At 60.4% G+C, this 16,232-nt stretch carries 12 protein-coding genes; 5 read left to right on the top strand and 7 right to left on the bottom strand.

Annotated features, from left to right (window positions below; genetic code table 11):
• Positions 1 to 67: 67 nt before the first annotated feature.
• Positions 68 to 1,081, bottom strand: a complete 1,014-nt coding sequence (locus L1K66_RS05710) for an NAD-dependent epimerase/dehydratase family protein (RefSeq protein WP_252260004.1) — start codon at positions 1,079 to 1,081, stop codon at positions 68 to 70.
• A complete protein-coding gene (locus tag L1K66_RS05715; RefSeq protein WP_252260005.1) occupies positions 1,078 to 2,073 on the bottom strand; it encodes a 3-oxoacyl-[acyl-carrier-protein] synthase III C-terminal domain-containing protein in 996 nt (331 codons plus the stop codon). Before L1K66_RS05715 ends, L1K66_RS05710 begins: the two co-directional genes overlap by 4 nt.
• Before the next feature lie 101 nt (positions 2,074 to 2,174).
• On the opposite strand from L1K66_RS05715, the gene L1K66_RS05720 reads away from it, so the two are divergent.
• Positions 2,175 to 2,789, top strand: coding sequence for a TetR/AcrR family transcriptional regulator (locus L1K66_RS05720; RefSeq protein WP_252260006.1), 615 nt, complete (start codon positions 2,175 to 2,177; stop codon positions 2,787 to 2,789).
• 6 nt (positions 2,790 to 2,795) lie between these two features.
• On the opposite strand, the gene L1K66_RS05725 is transcribed toward L1K66_RS05720, so the two are convergent.
• From L1K66_RS05725 to L1K66_RS05740, 4 genes are read right to left on the bottom strand one after another with little or no spacing between them, the layout of a single operon-like run.
• Positions 2,796 to 3,992 carry an ABC transporter permease gene (locus L1K66_RS05725; protein WP_252260007.1) on the bottom strand — a complete coding sequence of 399 codons (1,197 nt, stop codon included), beginning with the start codon at positions 3,990 to 3,992 and terminating at the stop codon, positions 2,796 to 2,798.
• Positions 3,992 to 4,714 carry an ABC transporter ATP-binding protein gene (locus tag L1K66_RS05730; protein WP_252260008.1) on the bottom strand — a complete coding sequence of 241 codons (723 nt, stop codon included), beginning with the start codon at positions 4,712 to 4,714 and terminating at the stop codon, positions 3,992 to 3,994. Before L1K66_RS05730 ends, L1K66_RS05725 begins: the two co-directional genes overlap by 1 nt.
• Positions 4,711 to 6,021 carry an efflux RND transporter periplasmic adaptor subunit gene (locus tag L1K66_RS05735; protein ID WP_252260009.1) on the bottom strand — a complete coding sequence of 437 codons (1,311 nt, stop codon included), beginning with the start codon at positions 6,019 to 6,021 and terminating at the stop codon, positions 4,711 to 4,713. The genes L1K66_RS05730 and L1K66_RS05735 overlap by 4 nt, the downstream gene beginning before the upstream one ends.
• Positions 6,018 to 7,457, bottom strand: coding sequence for an efflux transporter outer membrane subunit (locus L1K66_RS05740; protein WP_252260010.1), 1,440 nt, complete (start codon positions 7,455 to 7,457; stop codon positions 6,018 to 6,020). The genes L1K66_RS05735 and L1K66_RS05740 overlap by 4 nt, the downstream gene beginning before the upstream one ends.
• Before the next feature lie 286 nt (positions 7,458 to 7,743).
• Between L1K66_RS05740 and L1K66_RS05745 the strand changes: the two genes are divergently transcribed.
• The 4 genes from L1K66_RS05745 (at position 7,744) to L1K66_RS05760 (ending at position 14,961) form a co-directional block, all read left to right on the top strand.
• Entirely contained in the window at positions 7,744 to 8,622 is an 879-nt protein-coding gene (locus L1K66_RS05745) for a LysR family transcriptional regulator (RefSeq protein WP_252260011.1), read from the top strand.
• Positions 8,623 to 8,913: 291 nt separating this feature from the next.
• Positions 8,914 to 12,045 (top strand): TonB-dependent receptor domain-containing protein, encoded by a 3,132-nt coding sequence (locus tag L1K66_RS05750; protein ID WP_252260012.1) that lies wholly within the window; start codon positions 8,914 to 8,916, stop codon positions 12,043 to 12,045.
• Between the two features lie 109 nt (positions 12,046 to 12,154).
• Entirely contained in the window at positions 12,155 to 13,342 is a 1,188-nt protein-coding gene (locus tag L1K66_RS05755; protein ID WP_252260013.1) for a M14 family metallopeptidase, read from the top strand.
• A gap of 14 nt (positions 13,343 to 13,356) precedes the next feature.
• Positions 13,357 to 14,961, top strand: coding sequence for an N-acyl-D-amino-acid deacylase family protein (locus tag L1K66_RS05760; protein ID WP_252260014.1), 1,605 nt, complete (start codon positions 13,357 to 13,359; stop codon positions 14,959 to 14,961).
• Here L1K66_RS05760 and L1K66_RS05765 read toward each other — a convergent pair.
• Complete coding sequence (locus tag L1K66_RS05765) at positions 14,958 to 16,163, bottom strand: FAD-dependent oxidoreductase (protein ID WP_252260015.1); 1,206 nt, start codon at positions 16,161 to 16,163, stop codon at positions 14,958 to 14,960. The genes L1K66_RS05760 and L1K66_RS05765 overlap by 4 nt on opposite strands.
• Between the last annotated feature and the right edge of the window lie 69 nt (positions 16,164 to 16,232).

The raw sequence follows: 16,232 nt of genomic DNA on the forward strand, positions 1-16,232 counted from the left end.
GCGGGCCAGTTGCGCAGGTGACGCGCGCATCTGCCGCCTGGTGCGCAGCCACGATCCGGCGATCAAATCAGCTCGCATCGTCTTGAGGCGAAGCTTTGGCACGCGCCTGTTGCAGCAGCGTCTCTTTCGCATCATGCCGGGGTGCGTAGCCGAGCAACCGGTTCGCACAGGTCAGGTCAAAGGTTTGCGAATAGGCGAGGGTTGCAAAGGTATAGCGCGTCAGCACCGGCTCGCTCTCGCATCGTGCAAGATGCGCGATGGTTTCGGCAGCATGGGCGATCGCTTTGGCCAAGGGGAGGGGGAGGTCGACCAGTTTCGGGCGTGTCCCCAATGCCGCGGCCAACCTTGTCGCGAGGTCCCGAACCTTGATCGGCTGACCTCCTGAAATGTTTATCGCATGTCCGCCGATGGTCTCGGCGCGCTGTTCCGCTTCGCAAATTGCCCATGCGGCATCGCGCAAGTCTGTCAGTTCGATCAAGGCCTGACCTCCGCCCGGCAGCGGCATTTTCCTGCGCCGCGCCAACTGAGCCAACTTCGGAAGGATCACGCGGTCGCCCTCTCCCACCAGTGCGCGAGGACGGATTGCGCAACAGCGCATCATCGGTGTCGAAGATGCTAGGACATGGCGCTCCGCCTGCAGCTTCGTCTCCGCATAGTAATTCAAAGGCTGTGATGCAGGCGGGTCTTCCTCTGTGATTCCGACGCGATCTTCAAAACAGGCGTGGATCGAAGGGGAGGACACGAAGACGAACCTTGAGACGCCTGATTGTCTGGCCGCTTCGATCAGGCGTGTTGTGACAGTCAGATTCGCGCTGACGAAATCATCGCGCGGGCCCCAGCTTGCGGACAGCGCGGCGGCGTGGATCACGCTGTCGCAGCCTTCAAGCAAGGCAGGTATGTCGCTGCGCCCATCCTCCAGATCGCATCGGACGAAGCGGGCCCCGGCGTTCTCCAGTGCGGGTTGGCCATGTATTGATCGACCTGTCGCGGTCACTTTGTGGCCTCTGGCAACGGCTTCCCGCACCAGAGCCATACCAAGCCCGCCGGTTGCGCCGGTGATCAGGATGTGGCGCGCAGTCAAATCCGGATCACCATGGCAGTCGCACTGATCCCGGCGGCTGTGCCGAGGAGCATAATTGTCGAGCCCGGTCGAACCGCTCCCGTTTCCAGAGCATGCGCAAGCACGGTCGGGATGGATGCCGCGATCTGATTACCCGTTCGCGGGAATATGTTGATCACACGGTCCGGTGTCGGCTCAAACAGGCGCCGGACGTGCTCTACTCCCGGTGCGCTGGCCTGATGGCAGATCACGCAATCGATCTGTTCGCGGTTTACACCGGCGTCATCCAATGCCTGCTCGATCACTCCGGGCAATGCCTTGGCTGCGGCCTTGAAGATCCCGAAGGCGTCCATTTCGAAATAGGAGCCCGCGATAAGCGCGTCGTACCCTTCGCTGACCCGGAGCCTTGTGCCGCCAGACCGCAATTGCGCGAGGCCGTGGTGCGCACCATTGGTGACGCTCGCGACTGACAGCATGCCTGATGCCTGATCCCCGCAAGCTTCGATGGCGATCGCTGCAGCGCCATCGCCAAAGATTGAGCGGGTTTTCGGGTTGGCGGGATCAAGCCCGGCGGAAGCGATGTCGCTTGCGAAGATCAGCGCGCGTCTCCATCGGCCCGTGCTGATGCCCAACGCGGCAATGTTCAGTGCGGCAACAAATGACAGGCAGGTCTGGTTGACGTCGAAGCAGGGCACGCCCGACTTGCCAAAGCCGAGGCGATCCTGAACCAGAGCCGCCGTCGAAGGTATGGGCTGTTCCATCACTCCACAGCCGCCAATGATCCCGTCAGGCAGCTGAACGTCCCAGCCCGCGCGATCAAGCGCTTGCCTAGCGGCTTCAGCGGCCATCATGCTGGTGGTTTCATCGGCTTGAGCAACGTGCCGCGACACAATCCCGAATTCGCGTTCTGTCCAGCCCGGAGCATGGCCATGGCGAGCGTCCAGATCGCTCGACAACAGTGTCGTTCGAGGGAGGTACGAGCCCCAGCCTGCAATTCTGAACGCACTGATCACCAGTCTGCCTCCAATCGATTCGCTATATCACTGTCACATAATTGAGCGGTGTTCAATTAATAAATAGACAATGTTTAATTTATCGCTTATCCACCATCTTCATGGGAAGACGTTCCGATCATTCACCTGAGGATTTACGTGAACTGCTTGTGTCATGCGGACACGAACTGATGGCGGAACGCGGCTTCGCGCGATTTTCTGCAAGAGAAGCGGCGCGGCGAGCAGGTTATTCCGTTGGCACGATTTACAACGTGTTCGGCCAACTCGACAGCTATCTGCTGGCGATCAACAGCCGGACATTCAGGGAATGGGCTAGGTCGCTCGAATCCGCGCTTGAAGCGGCTCCGGCAGATCGGGCAGGTCGGATCGAAGCTCTGGTGCGTGCCTATTTCGACTTTGCTGACAAGAATCGGAACGCCTGGATGGCGATCTATGATCACAGGATCGACAAATCGGTGGCTATCGCGCCAGAGGATGAGGCAGCGCGTGATGCCTTGACCGGAATAGTCGATCGCGAAGTCGCTGCGACGCTGGACTTCGCCGACCGAGTGGACACAAGGAGCCTTGTGCGTTCATTGATTGCGACGGTTCACGGGCATTGCGCGCTCTGGCTTTCAGGCAGTTTTGCAATGCTGCGCGAAGAGGATCCCGCAGGCCTCGCGATAGCGCGAGTGCTGGAAATCATGACTTACCACCTTGGCCACAGGGCAAGTTGAGTCAGGCTACTCGTGTCGCAAGGCATCAATCGGATCGAGTTGCGACGCGCGGCGCGCCGGATAGTATCCGAAAACGATCCCCATGCCGGATGCGAACAGGAAGCTGATGACGTTCACCATGGGATCAAAGACAAAGGGCACGTCGATCAGCCCGGCAATCAGGACTGATGCGCCGAATGCGAGCAGCAGGCCGACAATCCCCCCGAATGCGCACAAGACAACCGCTTCCGTCAGGAACTGGAGCCGCACTTCGCGTGCCAGCGCCCCGATTGCCAAACGGATGCCGATCTCGCGCGTCCTCTCCGTGACTGAAACCAGCATGATGTTCATGATGCCTATGCCGCCGACCAGAAGGCTGATCGAAGCAATCACTGCGACCATCGCCGTAAGCGCGCCTGTGACCGCGCCCAAGGCATCGTTGACCTGAGCGGTGTCGATGATGTTGAAGTCGTTGGGTTCGTCGCCTTGCAACAGACGCCGCTCGCGCAGAAGATCGACAAGCGAGTCCTGAATGACAGTTGCGGAATAGGCGGTGTCGTAACGCAGCACGAAGTAATCGAGTGAGTCATCGCCTCTGAAACGCCGTTGAACGGTCTTCAGCGGCATCATCACCGTATCGTCATCATCGGCGCCGCCGCCGCCTTGGCCACGTTCTTCCAGCACGCCGATGACCGTGCAGGGCACCTCGCCAAGCCGCATTTCCTCACCAACAGGACTGACATCCGGCAAAAAGATCGCCTCGCGCACTTTGGGTCCAAGCAAGCAGACGTTCTGGCCTGCGGTCTCCTCGCTTTCAGTGAATGGCCGTCCCTCGACCACTTCGATCGTTTGGGCATTGAGGAAATCCCTGTTTGCCCCGGTAACGCGCGTGTCCCAATCCTGCCCGTTATAGAATGCGGTCGCGCTTGATCCGACATTTCCGGCAGCAACTTCGACGCCGGCTATCTGTTGTTCTACCGCTTGCACATCGTCCAGCTCGAACCGCCGGATTGCCCCGCGATCGGTGCGCACCGGAAAGACGATGAAGTTGCTCGCACCGAGCGAGGATATTTCTTCCTGTACCGATGCCGTCACGCCGTTGCCCAACGTCACCATGGTCACCACTGCTGCGACACCGATGATGATTCCCAGCGTGGTAAGGATCGAACGCATGAGGTGGCGCCGGATTTCCCGCAGCGCGAGGAGAAAGGTTGCTCCCAGCATCAGGCCTGTGCCTCCATTCCATCGAGGCTGCGCGCCCCGCGTTCGGTCCGCTCAACCAGACCATCGCGGAAATGGATCACGGTCTTCGCGTAAGCCGCCATTTCCTCTTCATGTGTCACCATGATCACCGTGATGCCGTCGGAATTCAGTTTGCGCATCAACTCCATGATCTCGATAGACCGTTCGGTGTCGAGATTGCCGGTCGGTTCGTCAGCGAGCAGCACGTCAGGCCCGGACACGAGCGCGCGGGCGATGGCAACGCGCTGCTGCTGCCCGCCGGATAGTTCCGCCGGAGTGTGCGAGGCCCATGGAGCCAGCCCGACTTGGTCGAGCGCATGCATGGCCGCTTCGCGCCGGACGCTTTTCTTCTCACCGCGATACAATAACGGCAGCTCGACATTCTCAAGCGCTGTCGTGCGTGAAAGCAGGTTGAATCCCTGAAAGACGAAACCAAGGTACTTGCGCCGCAACAGGCTGCGCTGGTCGCGGTCCATTTTCTGGACCTCGACCCCGCGAAAACGAAACACTCCGCCTGTTGGCACATCAAGACAGCCGAGGATGTTCATTGTCGTCGACTTGCCTGAGCCAGACGGTCCCATGATCGCCACGAACTGACCACGATCGATCGTCAGGTCGACACCCTTCAACGCCTGGAACGCCGCCGGGCCGGTTCCGAAGACCTTGGTTATGCCTTCAAGTTCGATCAGGGGTGGTTCGCTCATCCGCTCTGAGCCTTCACGCCGGTCACGACTTTCATGCCCGGTTCGAGATCTTCGGATTCGACTGCCGTCATCCGCCCGTCGCTGCGACCGGTAACCACGTCGATTGCTTTCAGCATACCATCGGCCTGAAGAACCTGAACCTTTTGACGGCTGCCCACACCGATCGTCGCTTCCTGTTCCTGCTGTTCAAGCCCGAACCGGACGCCAAAACCGCCTCCTTCGCTCTCGGCTTGCTCAGCCGGACGGTAACGCAGCGCGGCATTGGGAACGAGCAACATCTTGCCTGTCGACTGGGTGGATATCGTGGCAATCGCAGTCATGCCAGGGCGGAGCAGCCCTTCGTCGTTCTCGACGATCAGCCGCGCTTCATAGCTGACTGCCGAGGCGCCGGCCGCAGCGGCTGCTCCGGCCTGTTCATTGACGGTATTGCCCGAAGCAAGGTCTACCCGTTCAAGCGTGGCGGGGAACCGCCTGCCAGGATAGGCATCGACCGTGAAGGTCGCTTTCTGTCCGGCTTCGACCTGTCCGACATCCGCTTCGTCGATCGAGACGCGCAGTTGCATGGAAGACAGGTCCTCCGCGATCACGAACAGCGTGACGGTATTGAAAGCGGCGACAACCGTCTGTCCGACTTCGATCTGCCTCGCGAGCACCACGCCCGTTACCGGCGCCCGGATGACGGCACGGCTGCGGGTTGTCAGGTTGGCGCCCAAGGTTGCCTGAGCGGCATCGATATTTGCACGCGCCGAAGCAATCGACGCGCGATCGCGGGCTACGGCCGCCTCGGCCTGATCAAGCTCGATCAATGACGGCACCCGACCGCCTGAAAGCTCGCGCACTTCCTTGAAGCGGACAAGCTGGGCGTTGCTTGCCTCAAGCGCGGCCTGCGCCTGGACAAGGCTGGCTCTGGCAGCATTGAGATTGGCGCGAGCCTGAGCGATCTGCTGATCAATGATCTCGGTGTTGATGACCGCGATCACTTGCCCTTTTGTCACCCGGTCATTCACATCGACCAGAACCTGATCGACCGGGCCGGTGACCTCCGCGCCCACCGTGACCTGATTGGTGGGACGCAGATTGCCCGTCGCTGTCACAGTGAGATCGAGCGATTTCTCCGTCACCTCTTCGGTGATGTAGCTGGGTTCATCCTTGCCCCCCGCACATGTCGATACTGCCAAAATCAGGATCAGGATGATCAGGGCCGGGAGCCAGAACTTCATCCAGCGGCGCCAGCGCGGACGCTTCTTCACGCCGAGAAATTCCTCAACGCTTGCTTCCCCATCGGGCGTTGTTGCCGTTTCATTCATTGCCCGTCATTCCCTGTTTGAAGATTATCGCTGTCGGCCATGCGCCAACCGCCGCCCATGGCCCGCGCCAGCCTGACAAATGCCGTGGCTCGCGCAGCTTCGGCTGCAATCTGTGAAGTCTGAGCGCCAAGCAGCGCGCTTTCGACATTGAGCAGGACCTGAAAGTCGATCAGCCCTGCCTGGTACTGGCTGCGCCCAAGGATGGCGGCGTTGCGCGCACCATCGCTCGCTTCGATCAGCGCCTCAACACGGCGATTGCTTGCTTCCAGATCGACCGAGGCGGTTTCCACTTCTTCGAGCGCGGAAAGGATCGATTGCTGCCACGCCGCCAGCGATCCTTCCGATACTGCTCGCGAGGCATCTATCCTTGCCCGAGTGCGCCCGGCATCGAACAAAAGCTGCGATACATTGGCGAATACGTTGCCGGTGATGATTTCGAACAGGTTTTCGATTCCGAACGACGATGTGCCGACAGTGCCGGAAAGCCGAGCCAGCGGATAAAGCTGGGTCCTGGCAACGCCGAGCCGTTCAAGATCGCCTGCCAACCGTGCTTCGGCCGCGCTGACATCGGGGCGCATCCGCAAGATGTCGGCAGGAGCGTCAATGGCAATGTCGGAAGGCGGGGTGGGGACCGATTGGGGCGCGGCGAGAAGCTTGCGGTAAACCTCTCCCGGTGGCTCGCCGATCAGCGTCGAAATCACGTTCGCGGTTGCCACGAGATCGCTCTCGAACTGGGGGATCGAGGCCGCCGTTTGCGCCCGTTGCGTGCGGGCCTGTTCGACATCGAGGCTTGACACCAGCCCCGCCTGATTGCGCCACATGGCAATCTGCAGATTGTCGTCCTGATTGGCGAGCGAGGCCTTGGCTATTTCCAGCTGTGCCGCAATTGATCTTGCGGTGATTGTCTGAGTGGCGACTGTCGCTACAATGACGCGTTCGACATCGGATGCGGTAAATCCCGCCGCCTCCAGATCGGCGCGGGAAGCGTTGATCGAAGAACTGATGCGTCCGAACAGATCCATTTCCCACGACACATCCGCGCCGAGCGAGAACTGGAATTCCTCGACCGCCAGATCGCCGACATCGCGGCCTACCCCGCCACTGGCGGATGCAGAGGGAAGTCGTGCGCCGCGTACTTCGCGCAAGCCGGCCTCGGCAGCGCGCAATTGCGCCGCTGCCCGAGCGATGTCGAGGTTTTGTGCGCGCGCCTTCGCAACGAATTCATCGATCAGAGGATCGCCAAGCAGTTGCCAATACGAAGCCATCGCGATCTGCTGCCCCTCGGCTTCAGCGAAAGACCAGCGATCGGGCAAGGGCACTGCCTGCTCGAGGCGAGGGGGCTCCTGTCCCGGCAGCGCGCAGCCTTGCAGACCGGCAAGGCCAATCAGCGGCAGCGCCGCGAATGCGGCTTTCTTGCGTATATTCAACGCCGACATGCGACCCCCTGTGCTTCTGCCAGAACCCTTTCAGCCCACCTTGGCATGCCAAGCGAATTAGGCAATCCCGAACCCGGTCGTTCGCCGAAGTCTGTCTCACGCTGATCGAGTTGGGGGCGGCTCCTCCCCGCAAAGCATTGTCGGGAAACACGCAATTCAAAAGCCATTGGATTTATATAACGCGATCTGCGGCGATTGATGCCGTCGGAAGTCTTCCCGGCGCCCCTCACATCATTATTGATCGCAGCCATCTTCCGCTTTCTTCGGGATGCTGTAATTAGCGCGCATGCGGCTGCGCCAGATCGAAGTCTTCTACCATGTCTATCGAGAGGGCTCGATCAGCGCTGCGGCGCGCAAGCTTTATGTGTCGCAGCCTTCTGTCAGCAAGGTCCTGCGGCATGCGGAGGACCAGCTCGGGTTTTCGCTGTTCGAACGGCGCAAGGGGCGGCTCTATCCGACAGAGGCGGCCAAGGAGCTGTTTCGCGGTGTCAGCGACATCTATGACCGGGTCGGCGCGCTCGATCGAACGGCGGGCAATATCCGCAATCGCAAGGGCGGACATCTCAGGCTCGGAGTCCTGCCTTCGCTCGGGTTTGCAATTGCGCCGCCATTGGTCGCAGCCATGCGGCGTACGCATCCGCATATCACCTTTGACCTGGCTACAATCCACACCGACGAAGTGACCCCGGCGCTCCTCGAAAAGCGGTTCGACCTGTGCATTGGCTTCGATAATGAATTTGATTTGCGGCTAAGGTGCCGGACGATCAATGCCGTCAGCCTCGTTGTGCTTGCTCCGCCCGGCGTTTTTCCCGATGATATCGATTGTCTGGAGCCGCATGTCCTTGAAGGGCGTGAGATGATTGGCCTGCGCGACAGTGGGCCGGTTGCCGACCGGATTTACGACTATCTGGAGCAGGTCGGCGTGGAACCGCGTGTGGCGATCTCAGCCCAGACCTATTACATTGCGGCTGAGCTTGCGAAGCTTGGCGCAGGGCTTGCCATCGTGGACGGTTTTACCGCGAGGCGGTTTGCCGGACCTGACCTGAAGGCCTACACCCTAATGGGAGCGCCAACCTTGCCCTTTGTAACGGTCACGCTGGCCGATGCCGAGGATACCGCATTGGTCGAAGCGAGCCACAAGATGATGGTCGAACTGTTCGCCTGAAGCGCTTCCTGCACGGACGCAAGACCGAAAAATCCGCAGAAAATCCAGCACACGAGCGAGGCCGCCGCGATGCACGATTTGACACGCCGGCGTTGGGCCGATTGTCGGCGTCGTTGGTCGAGTGCGGTATTCCTTGCTTAAATCCATAACGTAAAGCTATGACCCTTTGAGGACAATGTGTGGCAACTCTGTTGCGCATTTTTCCCTTTTGAAGTCTAAACATATCAAGTTTGCTCGTGTTGCCGCAGGGGAATGGCCGCACGAACATCGCATGATCGCAAGGGGCAAGACATGACAAACGGATCGCGGATTTTTGCGCTGCTAGGCGCTTCGGTTATAGCTTTGGCAAGTACGGGTGCTAATGCACAACAGGCCGAGGGTGAGCAGACGTCTCCCTTGACGGCCCAGCAGGAACGTCGTGCAGCCGAGGAAGGGCCCGTGATTGTCGTTACCGGCACCCAAATTCAGGGAGCCAAGGTCGACGATGTGTTGCCTGTGACGATTGTGGGCGAGGAGCTGATCGAAAGCATCGATCCAGCGTCCGGCGACGAACTCTTCCGGGCGATCCCGCAGGCTGGTTCGGTGGAGTTCAACGAACAGAACACGTCGGGCGGCGTGAATGGCGCGCGCGGAGATATCGCATCGATTAACCTGCGCGGGCTTGGCACCGGCAACACGCTGCTGCTCATCAACGGACGCCGGATGCTCAACAATCCCGGCTTCCAGACCGAATTGTTTGTCCCGGTGGTATCACCCGACACCAATACGATCGCACCGGGCGCCATTCGCCGGGTCGAAGTGCTGCGCGATGGTGCTTCCGCCGTTTATGGAGCGGACGCGGTGGCGGGCGTTGTCAACACCATCCTGCGCGGCAACCGCGATGGCGGATATCTCAGGGCTAACTATCGCGCCTCTGACGGCACCGGCCTCTACAGCTACCAACTCGACGGAGGGCTCGGTTTCGATTTCGCTGACGGACGCGCCAATTTCACCGTTTACGGCGGCTATTTCTACGAAAACGGCATGCGCGCCACCGAGCGCGACTACGCCGCATCAAGCGATCTTCGTCCGTTCCTTGTCGGGACCGATTTCGAAGGTGATACGCAATTCGACAACCGCTCGATCAATTCGGCATGGGGCGCATTCGACATCCAGGGTTCGAGCGCCACTTCGTCGCGGACCACCGTGCTGCGCGACGACGACTTCCACATCCAGCCTTGCTCGTTCTTCGGATCTTCGGGGCAGCCGAGCGATGGTCGCTTTCTCGATCTGGGTAACGGGATTTGTGCCGATAACGGCGGTACTATTGATCGCGATTTGAGGCACGACATCGGAGCCGATCGATTCCTGTTCTCGCAAAAGGAACGGATCAACGTCCAAACCTTGTTCAATTACGAATTGAGCGACGCGGCGGAATTCTATTTCGAAGGTTCCTACTATCGGTCCGAAAGCTTCCGCGAACGTGAGGCCAGCACCATGCTGTCGGCAGTTCCAATCGGGATCGAAGCCACGGCATTCTGGAACCCGCTCGGCGCGACGACACTTGCCGATGGATCGCCCAACCCGAACCGCATTACGAATGGCCTGGGCCCGAACGTGACCGATGACGGTCGCGCGCTCCTGATGGAAGATTATCGCTTCATCGATGCGGGTCCGCGCCTCGGCTCTGTCACGAAGGACGAATTCCGCTTGGTCGCAGGACTGCGCGGCGAGTTTAGCGGATGGGATTACGACACCGGCTTCCTCTATGCGCAGGCCAATACGACCGACCTGACGCGCAACCGTGTCTCCAACACTCTGCTGCAGGATGCGATCAATCGTCGCGATGCCAGCGCGTACAATCCTTTCAATGGCGGCTGTGTGCCAAACGGAAATGTGGGAGCCATCCAACGCGATTGCACACCCAATCCGCAGTCGGTGATCGACTCGATCACGATTGACGTTTTCCGCGAAGGCGAGACCACGTTGGCGCTGGCGGACTTCAAGGTTTCGCGTCCCGACCTGTTCGAAATGCCTGCCGGAGGCGTTGGCATTGCAGCGGGGGTCGAGTTCCGCCGCGAAACCTTCGAGGATGATCGCGATCCGCGTCTTGATGGCACGATCACTTTCACTAACGCTGTGAATGGCGACTTCTTCGGTTCGGACGTGCTCGGATCCAGCCCGTCGCCCGACACAAGTGGTAGCCGCGAAGTCTATTCGGCCTTTGCCGAGGCGCTGATCCCTCTTGTCTCCGACGACATGGACATTCCGCTGATCAACGAGCTGGAACTGCAACTCGCGGCCCGGTTCGAGGATTTCTCGGATTCCTCAAGCGCCTTCGTGCCGCGTGCGGCGCTGGCCTGGCGCCCGGTTCGTGATATCCTGTTGCGCGGTGCATGGTCGCAAGGGTTCCGTGCGCCCAACCTCGTGCAGGTCAACGATCAGGGTACAACCCGTTCCAATTCGATCACGCATGTGGTTGAATGCGTTGCCGAGATCATCAAGGGGATTGAGGACAACGTCGATGACTGCGGCACTGTCGGCACGATCGATTTCCGCGAGGGCGGTCGCGATCTTGAACCGGAGGACACCGAAAGCATCAACTTCGGTGTGGTGCTGACCCCCAGCTTCATTCCCGGTCTGACGATCACCGCCGATTATTGGCAGGTCAAGCAGGAAGGGCTCGTCGGCATTTTCGGCAGCGAGAACAACCTGCTGCTCGACCTGCTGCTGCGGTTCAGCGGCGAAACCAATCCGAACGTCATCCGCGACGCGCCGACGGCCGATCAGATCGCGCTGTATGACGGTACGGGGATTCTCCCCGCTGGCGACATCCAGCAAATCCTCAACCCCTATCGCAACTTGGACGAGCGGACATCGGAAGGGGTCGATTTCAGCGTCATGTATGAATTCGACACCAGCTTTGGTGCCTTCGATTTCCAGGTGAATGCCGCACGTCTGATCGGCTTTGATCAATCGGCAGGCCCGATCGCCGACAGGCTGTTCAATGAACTGACGCCTATTTTGCAGCAGATTCCCGAGCTTTCGACAGCGGATGTGGGTGCGCTTCAGCCGTTCGGCTTTGGGGAATTGCTGGAGATCGACGGCCGTCCAAAATGGCGCTTCAGCGCGGCGGCAGGCTGGGAAAGCGGGCCGGTTCGGGTCAATCTGTTCGGTCGCTATGTCGGCCAGGTTTTCGATCCCAGCGGTACGCAGGACGATACGCTGGCGTTCTTCCGGGTGGATGACTGGTTCACGATGAATTTCGGCATCAGCTACACGATCGAGAACGACACCGCGCTTGACGGAACGCGCTTGCGCTTCGGCATCAACAACCTGCTCGACGAAGACCCGCCGCTCGCGGATGAAAGCTATGGCTTCTACGGCAGCCTGCATAGCGCGCGAGGACGGCAATTCTCGTTCGACATTCGCAAGAATTTCTGATCGATATGACAAGGCCGGGGGTGCGACTCCCGGCCTTGAAACCCCGGTCTGATGAAGGGAGCAGGGGCATATGCACTTGCGAGTGATTTCTGCCGCCTTGTGTGCGGTCTTGGCTGCTGTCTCCGCTGGGGCCTCCGCAACCGATGCAGCCCCTGTGTCGCAGGATGATCTGGCCTGCCAAACGAACATTGCGCGCATCGATCAGGACTTTCCCGCCGGGGCTTTTTCGCGCTGCGAAACGCCGGGGAAACGCCGCTTTGCCATCACGATTGCACCGGAAGACCAAGGCGATATCAATTGCAGCGCATGGTACGCATTCAGGGTAACGCCAACGCGGCGCGCCCGGATCACGATCGATCTTGATTATGAAACCTGCGGGCACCGTTATTGGCCCAAGACCAGCACCGATGGCGTGAACTGGACTCCGGTATCGCCCGATAAGGTCGAAATCTCGGGAGAGCGCGGCGACCGGAGCGCGAGCATTACGTTGCGTCTGGGCAACGAACCGCTTTTCGTCGCCGGTCAGGAAATTCTCCCGCCATCGGTCTATGACGCTTGGCTGGACGGGTTTGGGGACAAACCCTTCTTCGCCAGAAGCCTGCTGGGCCGTTCGGCAGAGGGGCGCGAGATCGAAATGGTCAGGATGGCGGGGGAAACCACCGGCCAGCGCGAGACGGTGGTGTTGATCGGGCGGCAGCATCCGCCGGAGGTTACGGGGGCGTTCGCCATGTTCGCCTTCGTCGAAACACTGTCGGAAGACAGTGCCTTGGCGCAGGCCTATCGTGCGCGGTTCGAGACGCTGATCGTTCCGTTGCTTAATCCGGACGGCGTGGTGAAAGGCCATTGGCGTCACAACACCGGCGGGGTCGACTTGAACCGTGACTGGGGGCCTTTCACCCAGCCTGAAACGCAGCTGATGCAGGGTCTTCTCGATGCCGTCGCAGCCGATCCCGCTCGCGATCTGCGCGTGCTGATCGATTTTCATTCGACCAATCGGGACGTTTTCTACACCATCCCCGATGAACTGCCGACCGACCCTGAACTGTTCACGCGCAAGTGGCTTGATCTCTATCAGGAACGGATGCCGGGATATGAGGTGGAACGCGACGCGCGGCACGAAGTCGGGCGACCGATCTCAAAGGCGTACACCTACGACACCTATGGCTCGCCGGGGATCACCTTTGAAATCGGCGACGAGACCGATCGGGAATTGATCAGGCGGATCGGGCGTGAAGCTGCGATTGCTATGATGGTGACCATGCTGGAAACGCCGCTTCCGGCGCCTGCTGACGAATGAGGTGCCCTTCCGGCTTGTCGGCGGCTGTGCTTGCCACGGTGATGCTGGCTTCTTCCGGGTGTCGCGGCGTCGACGATTTAGCGATTACTACCCCTGCAGAGCCGACCGAGGTCGACACCATTATCGCGGGCGGAATGGTGTTTGATGGCACCGGCGCGACGGGACGATCTATCGACATCGCCATTCTCGATGATCGCATTGTCTATGTCGGTGAGGATGCCGATGCGCGGTTCCGGGCACGCAACACCATTGATGCAGTCGGACTGGTCGTCGCCCCGGGCTTTATCGATCCGCACACCCATGCCGACGCCGATCTCGTGTCCTCGGATGCGGATCGCCGCGCAAACAAGGCCTATGCGTTTCAGGGGGTTACGACCGTTCTGGTCGGCAATGACGGCTTTGGTGACTACCGGATCGCCGACATGGCGTCTGCGGCGATTGAGAGCGGGATCGGCACCAATGTCGCGTGGCTCGTGGGTTTCGGAGCGGTGCGCGAGGAGGTGCTGGGAAGGGTTGACCGGGAGCCTGACGCTGCTGAACTGGCACAGATGGGCGCTTTGACCCGGCAGGCGATGTGTGAAGGGGCCTGGGGGTTTTCGACCGGGCTGTATTACGTCCCGCAGAATTTCGCGAAGACCGAAGAGGTCGTCACGCTGGCCCGCATCGCTACCGAATTCGGCGGCTATTATGACACCCATATGCGAGACGAGAGCACTTACAATGTCACCGTTACCGGGGCGCTCGCGGAAACGCTGAAGATCGGCCGTGAAGCCGGGCTGCCTGTGCACATCGCACATATAAAGGCGCTTGGCCCGGCGGTGTGGGGCCACAGCGAGCGGATGATCGCCATGATCGAGGAAGCGCAGGCCAGCGGACAGCAGGTCAGCGCCGATCAATATCCGTGGGAAGCCTCCGGTACGCGCATTTCCAACGCTCTTGTGCCGCGCTGGGCGCTGGAGGGAGGGCTTGAAGCCTTGCGCGAGCGCTTGGCCAAGCCGGAGCAAAGACTGGCCATCAGGCAGGGTATTGAGGAAGCGATCGAGCGGCGTGGCGGTTCGGATCGGTTGCTGGTGACCGGTGCACTCGGGGAAGCGGAAGTCGAAACCGGCAAGACGCTGGAGCAATTGGCTCGTGATCAAGGCATTGCCCCGGCTGATGCGGCCATTGCCGTGCTGCGGACGGGTGATGCGCGGCTGGCCTCGTTCAATATGAATCCTGATGACATCGCCGCTTTTGCCGCGCGTGACTGGGTCGTTACGGGATCGGACGGATCGACTGGGCACCCGCGCAAATACGCGAGCTTCCCCAAGGCCTATCGCGATCTGGTGGCTGACGGTGGCATGATGGACATGGCCCGCTTTGTCCGGCGCAGCAGCGGACAGACGGCGGATATCATTGGACTGCAAGGGCGCGGGTATTTGAAGCCGGGATACTTTGCCGATGTCGTGGTGCTCGATCCGGAACGCTTTGCGCCTCGCGCCACCTATTCGGCGCCGGAGGAGCTTTCGAGCGGGGTTGTCCATTTGCTGGTCAATGGCGAAGTGGTGATCCGAGGTGGGGCACACACCGGGCAACTGCCCGGCCGCCCGCTGCTCAAACCGGCAAGCTGCGCCTCCTAGGCATCCAGCAGTTTCGCCAGCCTTTCGCCTGAACCCATCGCCAAAGTCCAGCCCAGTGCGCCGTGACCGGTGTTGATCGCGATTGAATTGCTGGCGCGCTTGGTGATCGGTTTTGTATCGGGGGTGGCGGGCCTGATCCCGGTCCAGAAATGTCCGGTGCGTTGGTAATCGCCGCCTTCAGGCATGCAATCCCGCGCCGCATCCACCATCCACTCCATCCTTAACGGATCGATCGTGGTGGTGGCATTGCCCAGCTCTGCAATCCCGGCGACCCGCATCCGGTCCCCCAGATGGGTGAAGACGATCCGGCGCTTTCCATCCGTCACCGAAATGCGCGGGGACCCATCCACCAGCGGCATCTCGAAGGAATAGCCCTTCATCGGCTGGATCGCCTGTTTGTGGCCAAGAGGCGCGAGCAGGCGATTGCTCCATGTCCCCGCCGCCACCACGGCAACATCGGCGCGCAATTCCTCGCCCGTGGCAAGTGTCACCACCGCCTCTGGACGCTTGTCAGCCAGATCGGCGACTTCGGCATTGAACCGCATCGCGACCCCGTATTCGCGCGAAAGAATGCCCTTCATCGCACGGCAGAACAGCAGCGGGTCACCCACCACTTCGGCCGGGGTCGATATTGCCGCGATGGCAGTGGGATCAAGATTGCCGAGCGCCGGATCAAGCTGGCGCAGTTCCTCGCGCGGGAGGATGTCCTGTTCAACCCCTTTCGTCCGCTTGAGATCGCGCACCATACGCGCCCGGTCGATTTCCGCCTGCGAATAGAGCAGGTGGATCTTTCCGGCGATGCGGTGCGAAAATTCGATTTGATGCTGATCGCAAAGCGCATCCATTGCGTCTCGTGATTGCAGGGCGAGTTCGAGGATATCCAGCGTGTTCCTGCGAAACCGGGCCGCGGTGCAATTGCGTGCAAACTGCGCAAGCCACATCAGGTAATCGGGGGCGAAGTCGATGCCGAAACTGACTCCGCCCTTGCCACCCATGATCCGGGGAAGCGCCGCCATGGTGGCGGGGCTGCCCAAGGCATCAGTGTAGCAATAGCTGAGCTGCGCGCCGTTTGCGTGGCTGGTGCCCATTGCCGGGCCCGCTTCGCGATCCAGCAGGGTTACACTCCACCCCCGGCGTGCCAGCGCATAGGCGGAAGCGACGCCGATCACTCCGGCTCCGATCACGATTGCTGTGCGTTTCACCCTGTGGCCTTGTTCCCGTTCGCAAAAGCGCAGCTTGCCGTGTTCAGTGCGTTTACACCATGAACGATT

The organism is Erythrobacter aurantius, assembly GCF_023823125.1.
Lineage (GTDB): Bacteria > Pseudomonadota > Alphaproteobacteria > Sphingomonadales > Sphingomonadaceae > Erythrobacter > Erythrobacter aurantius.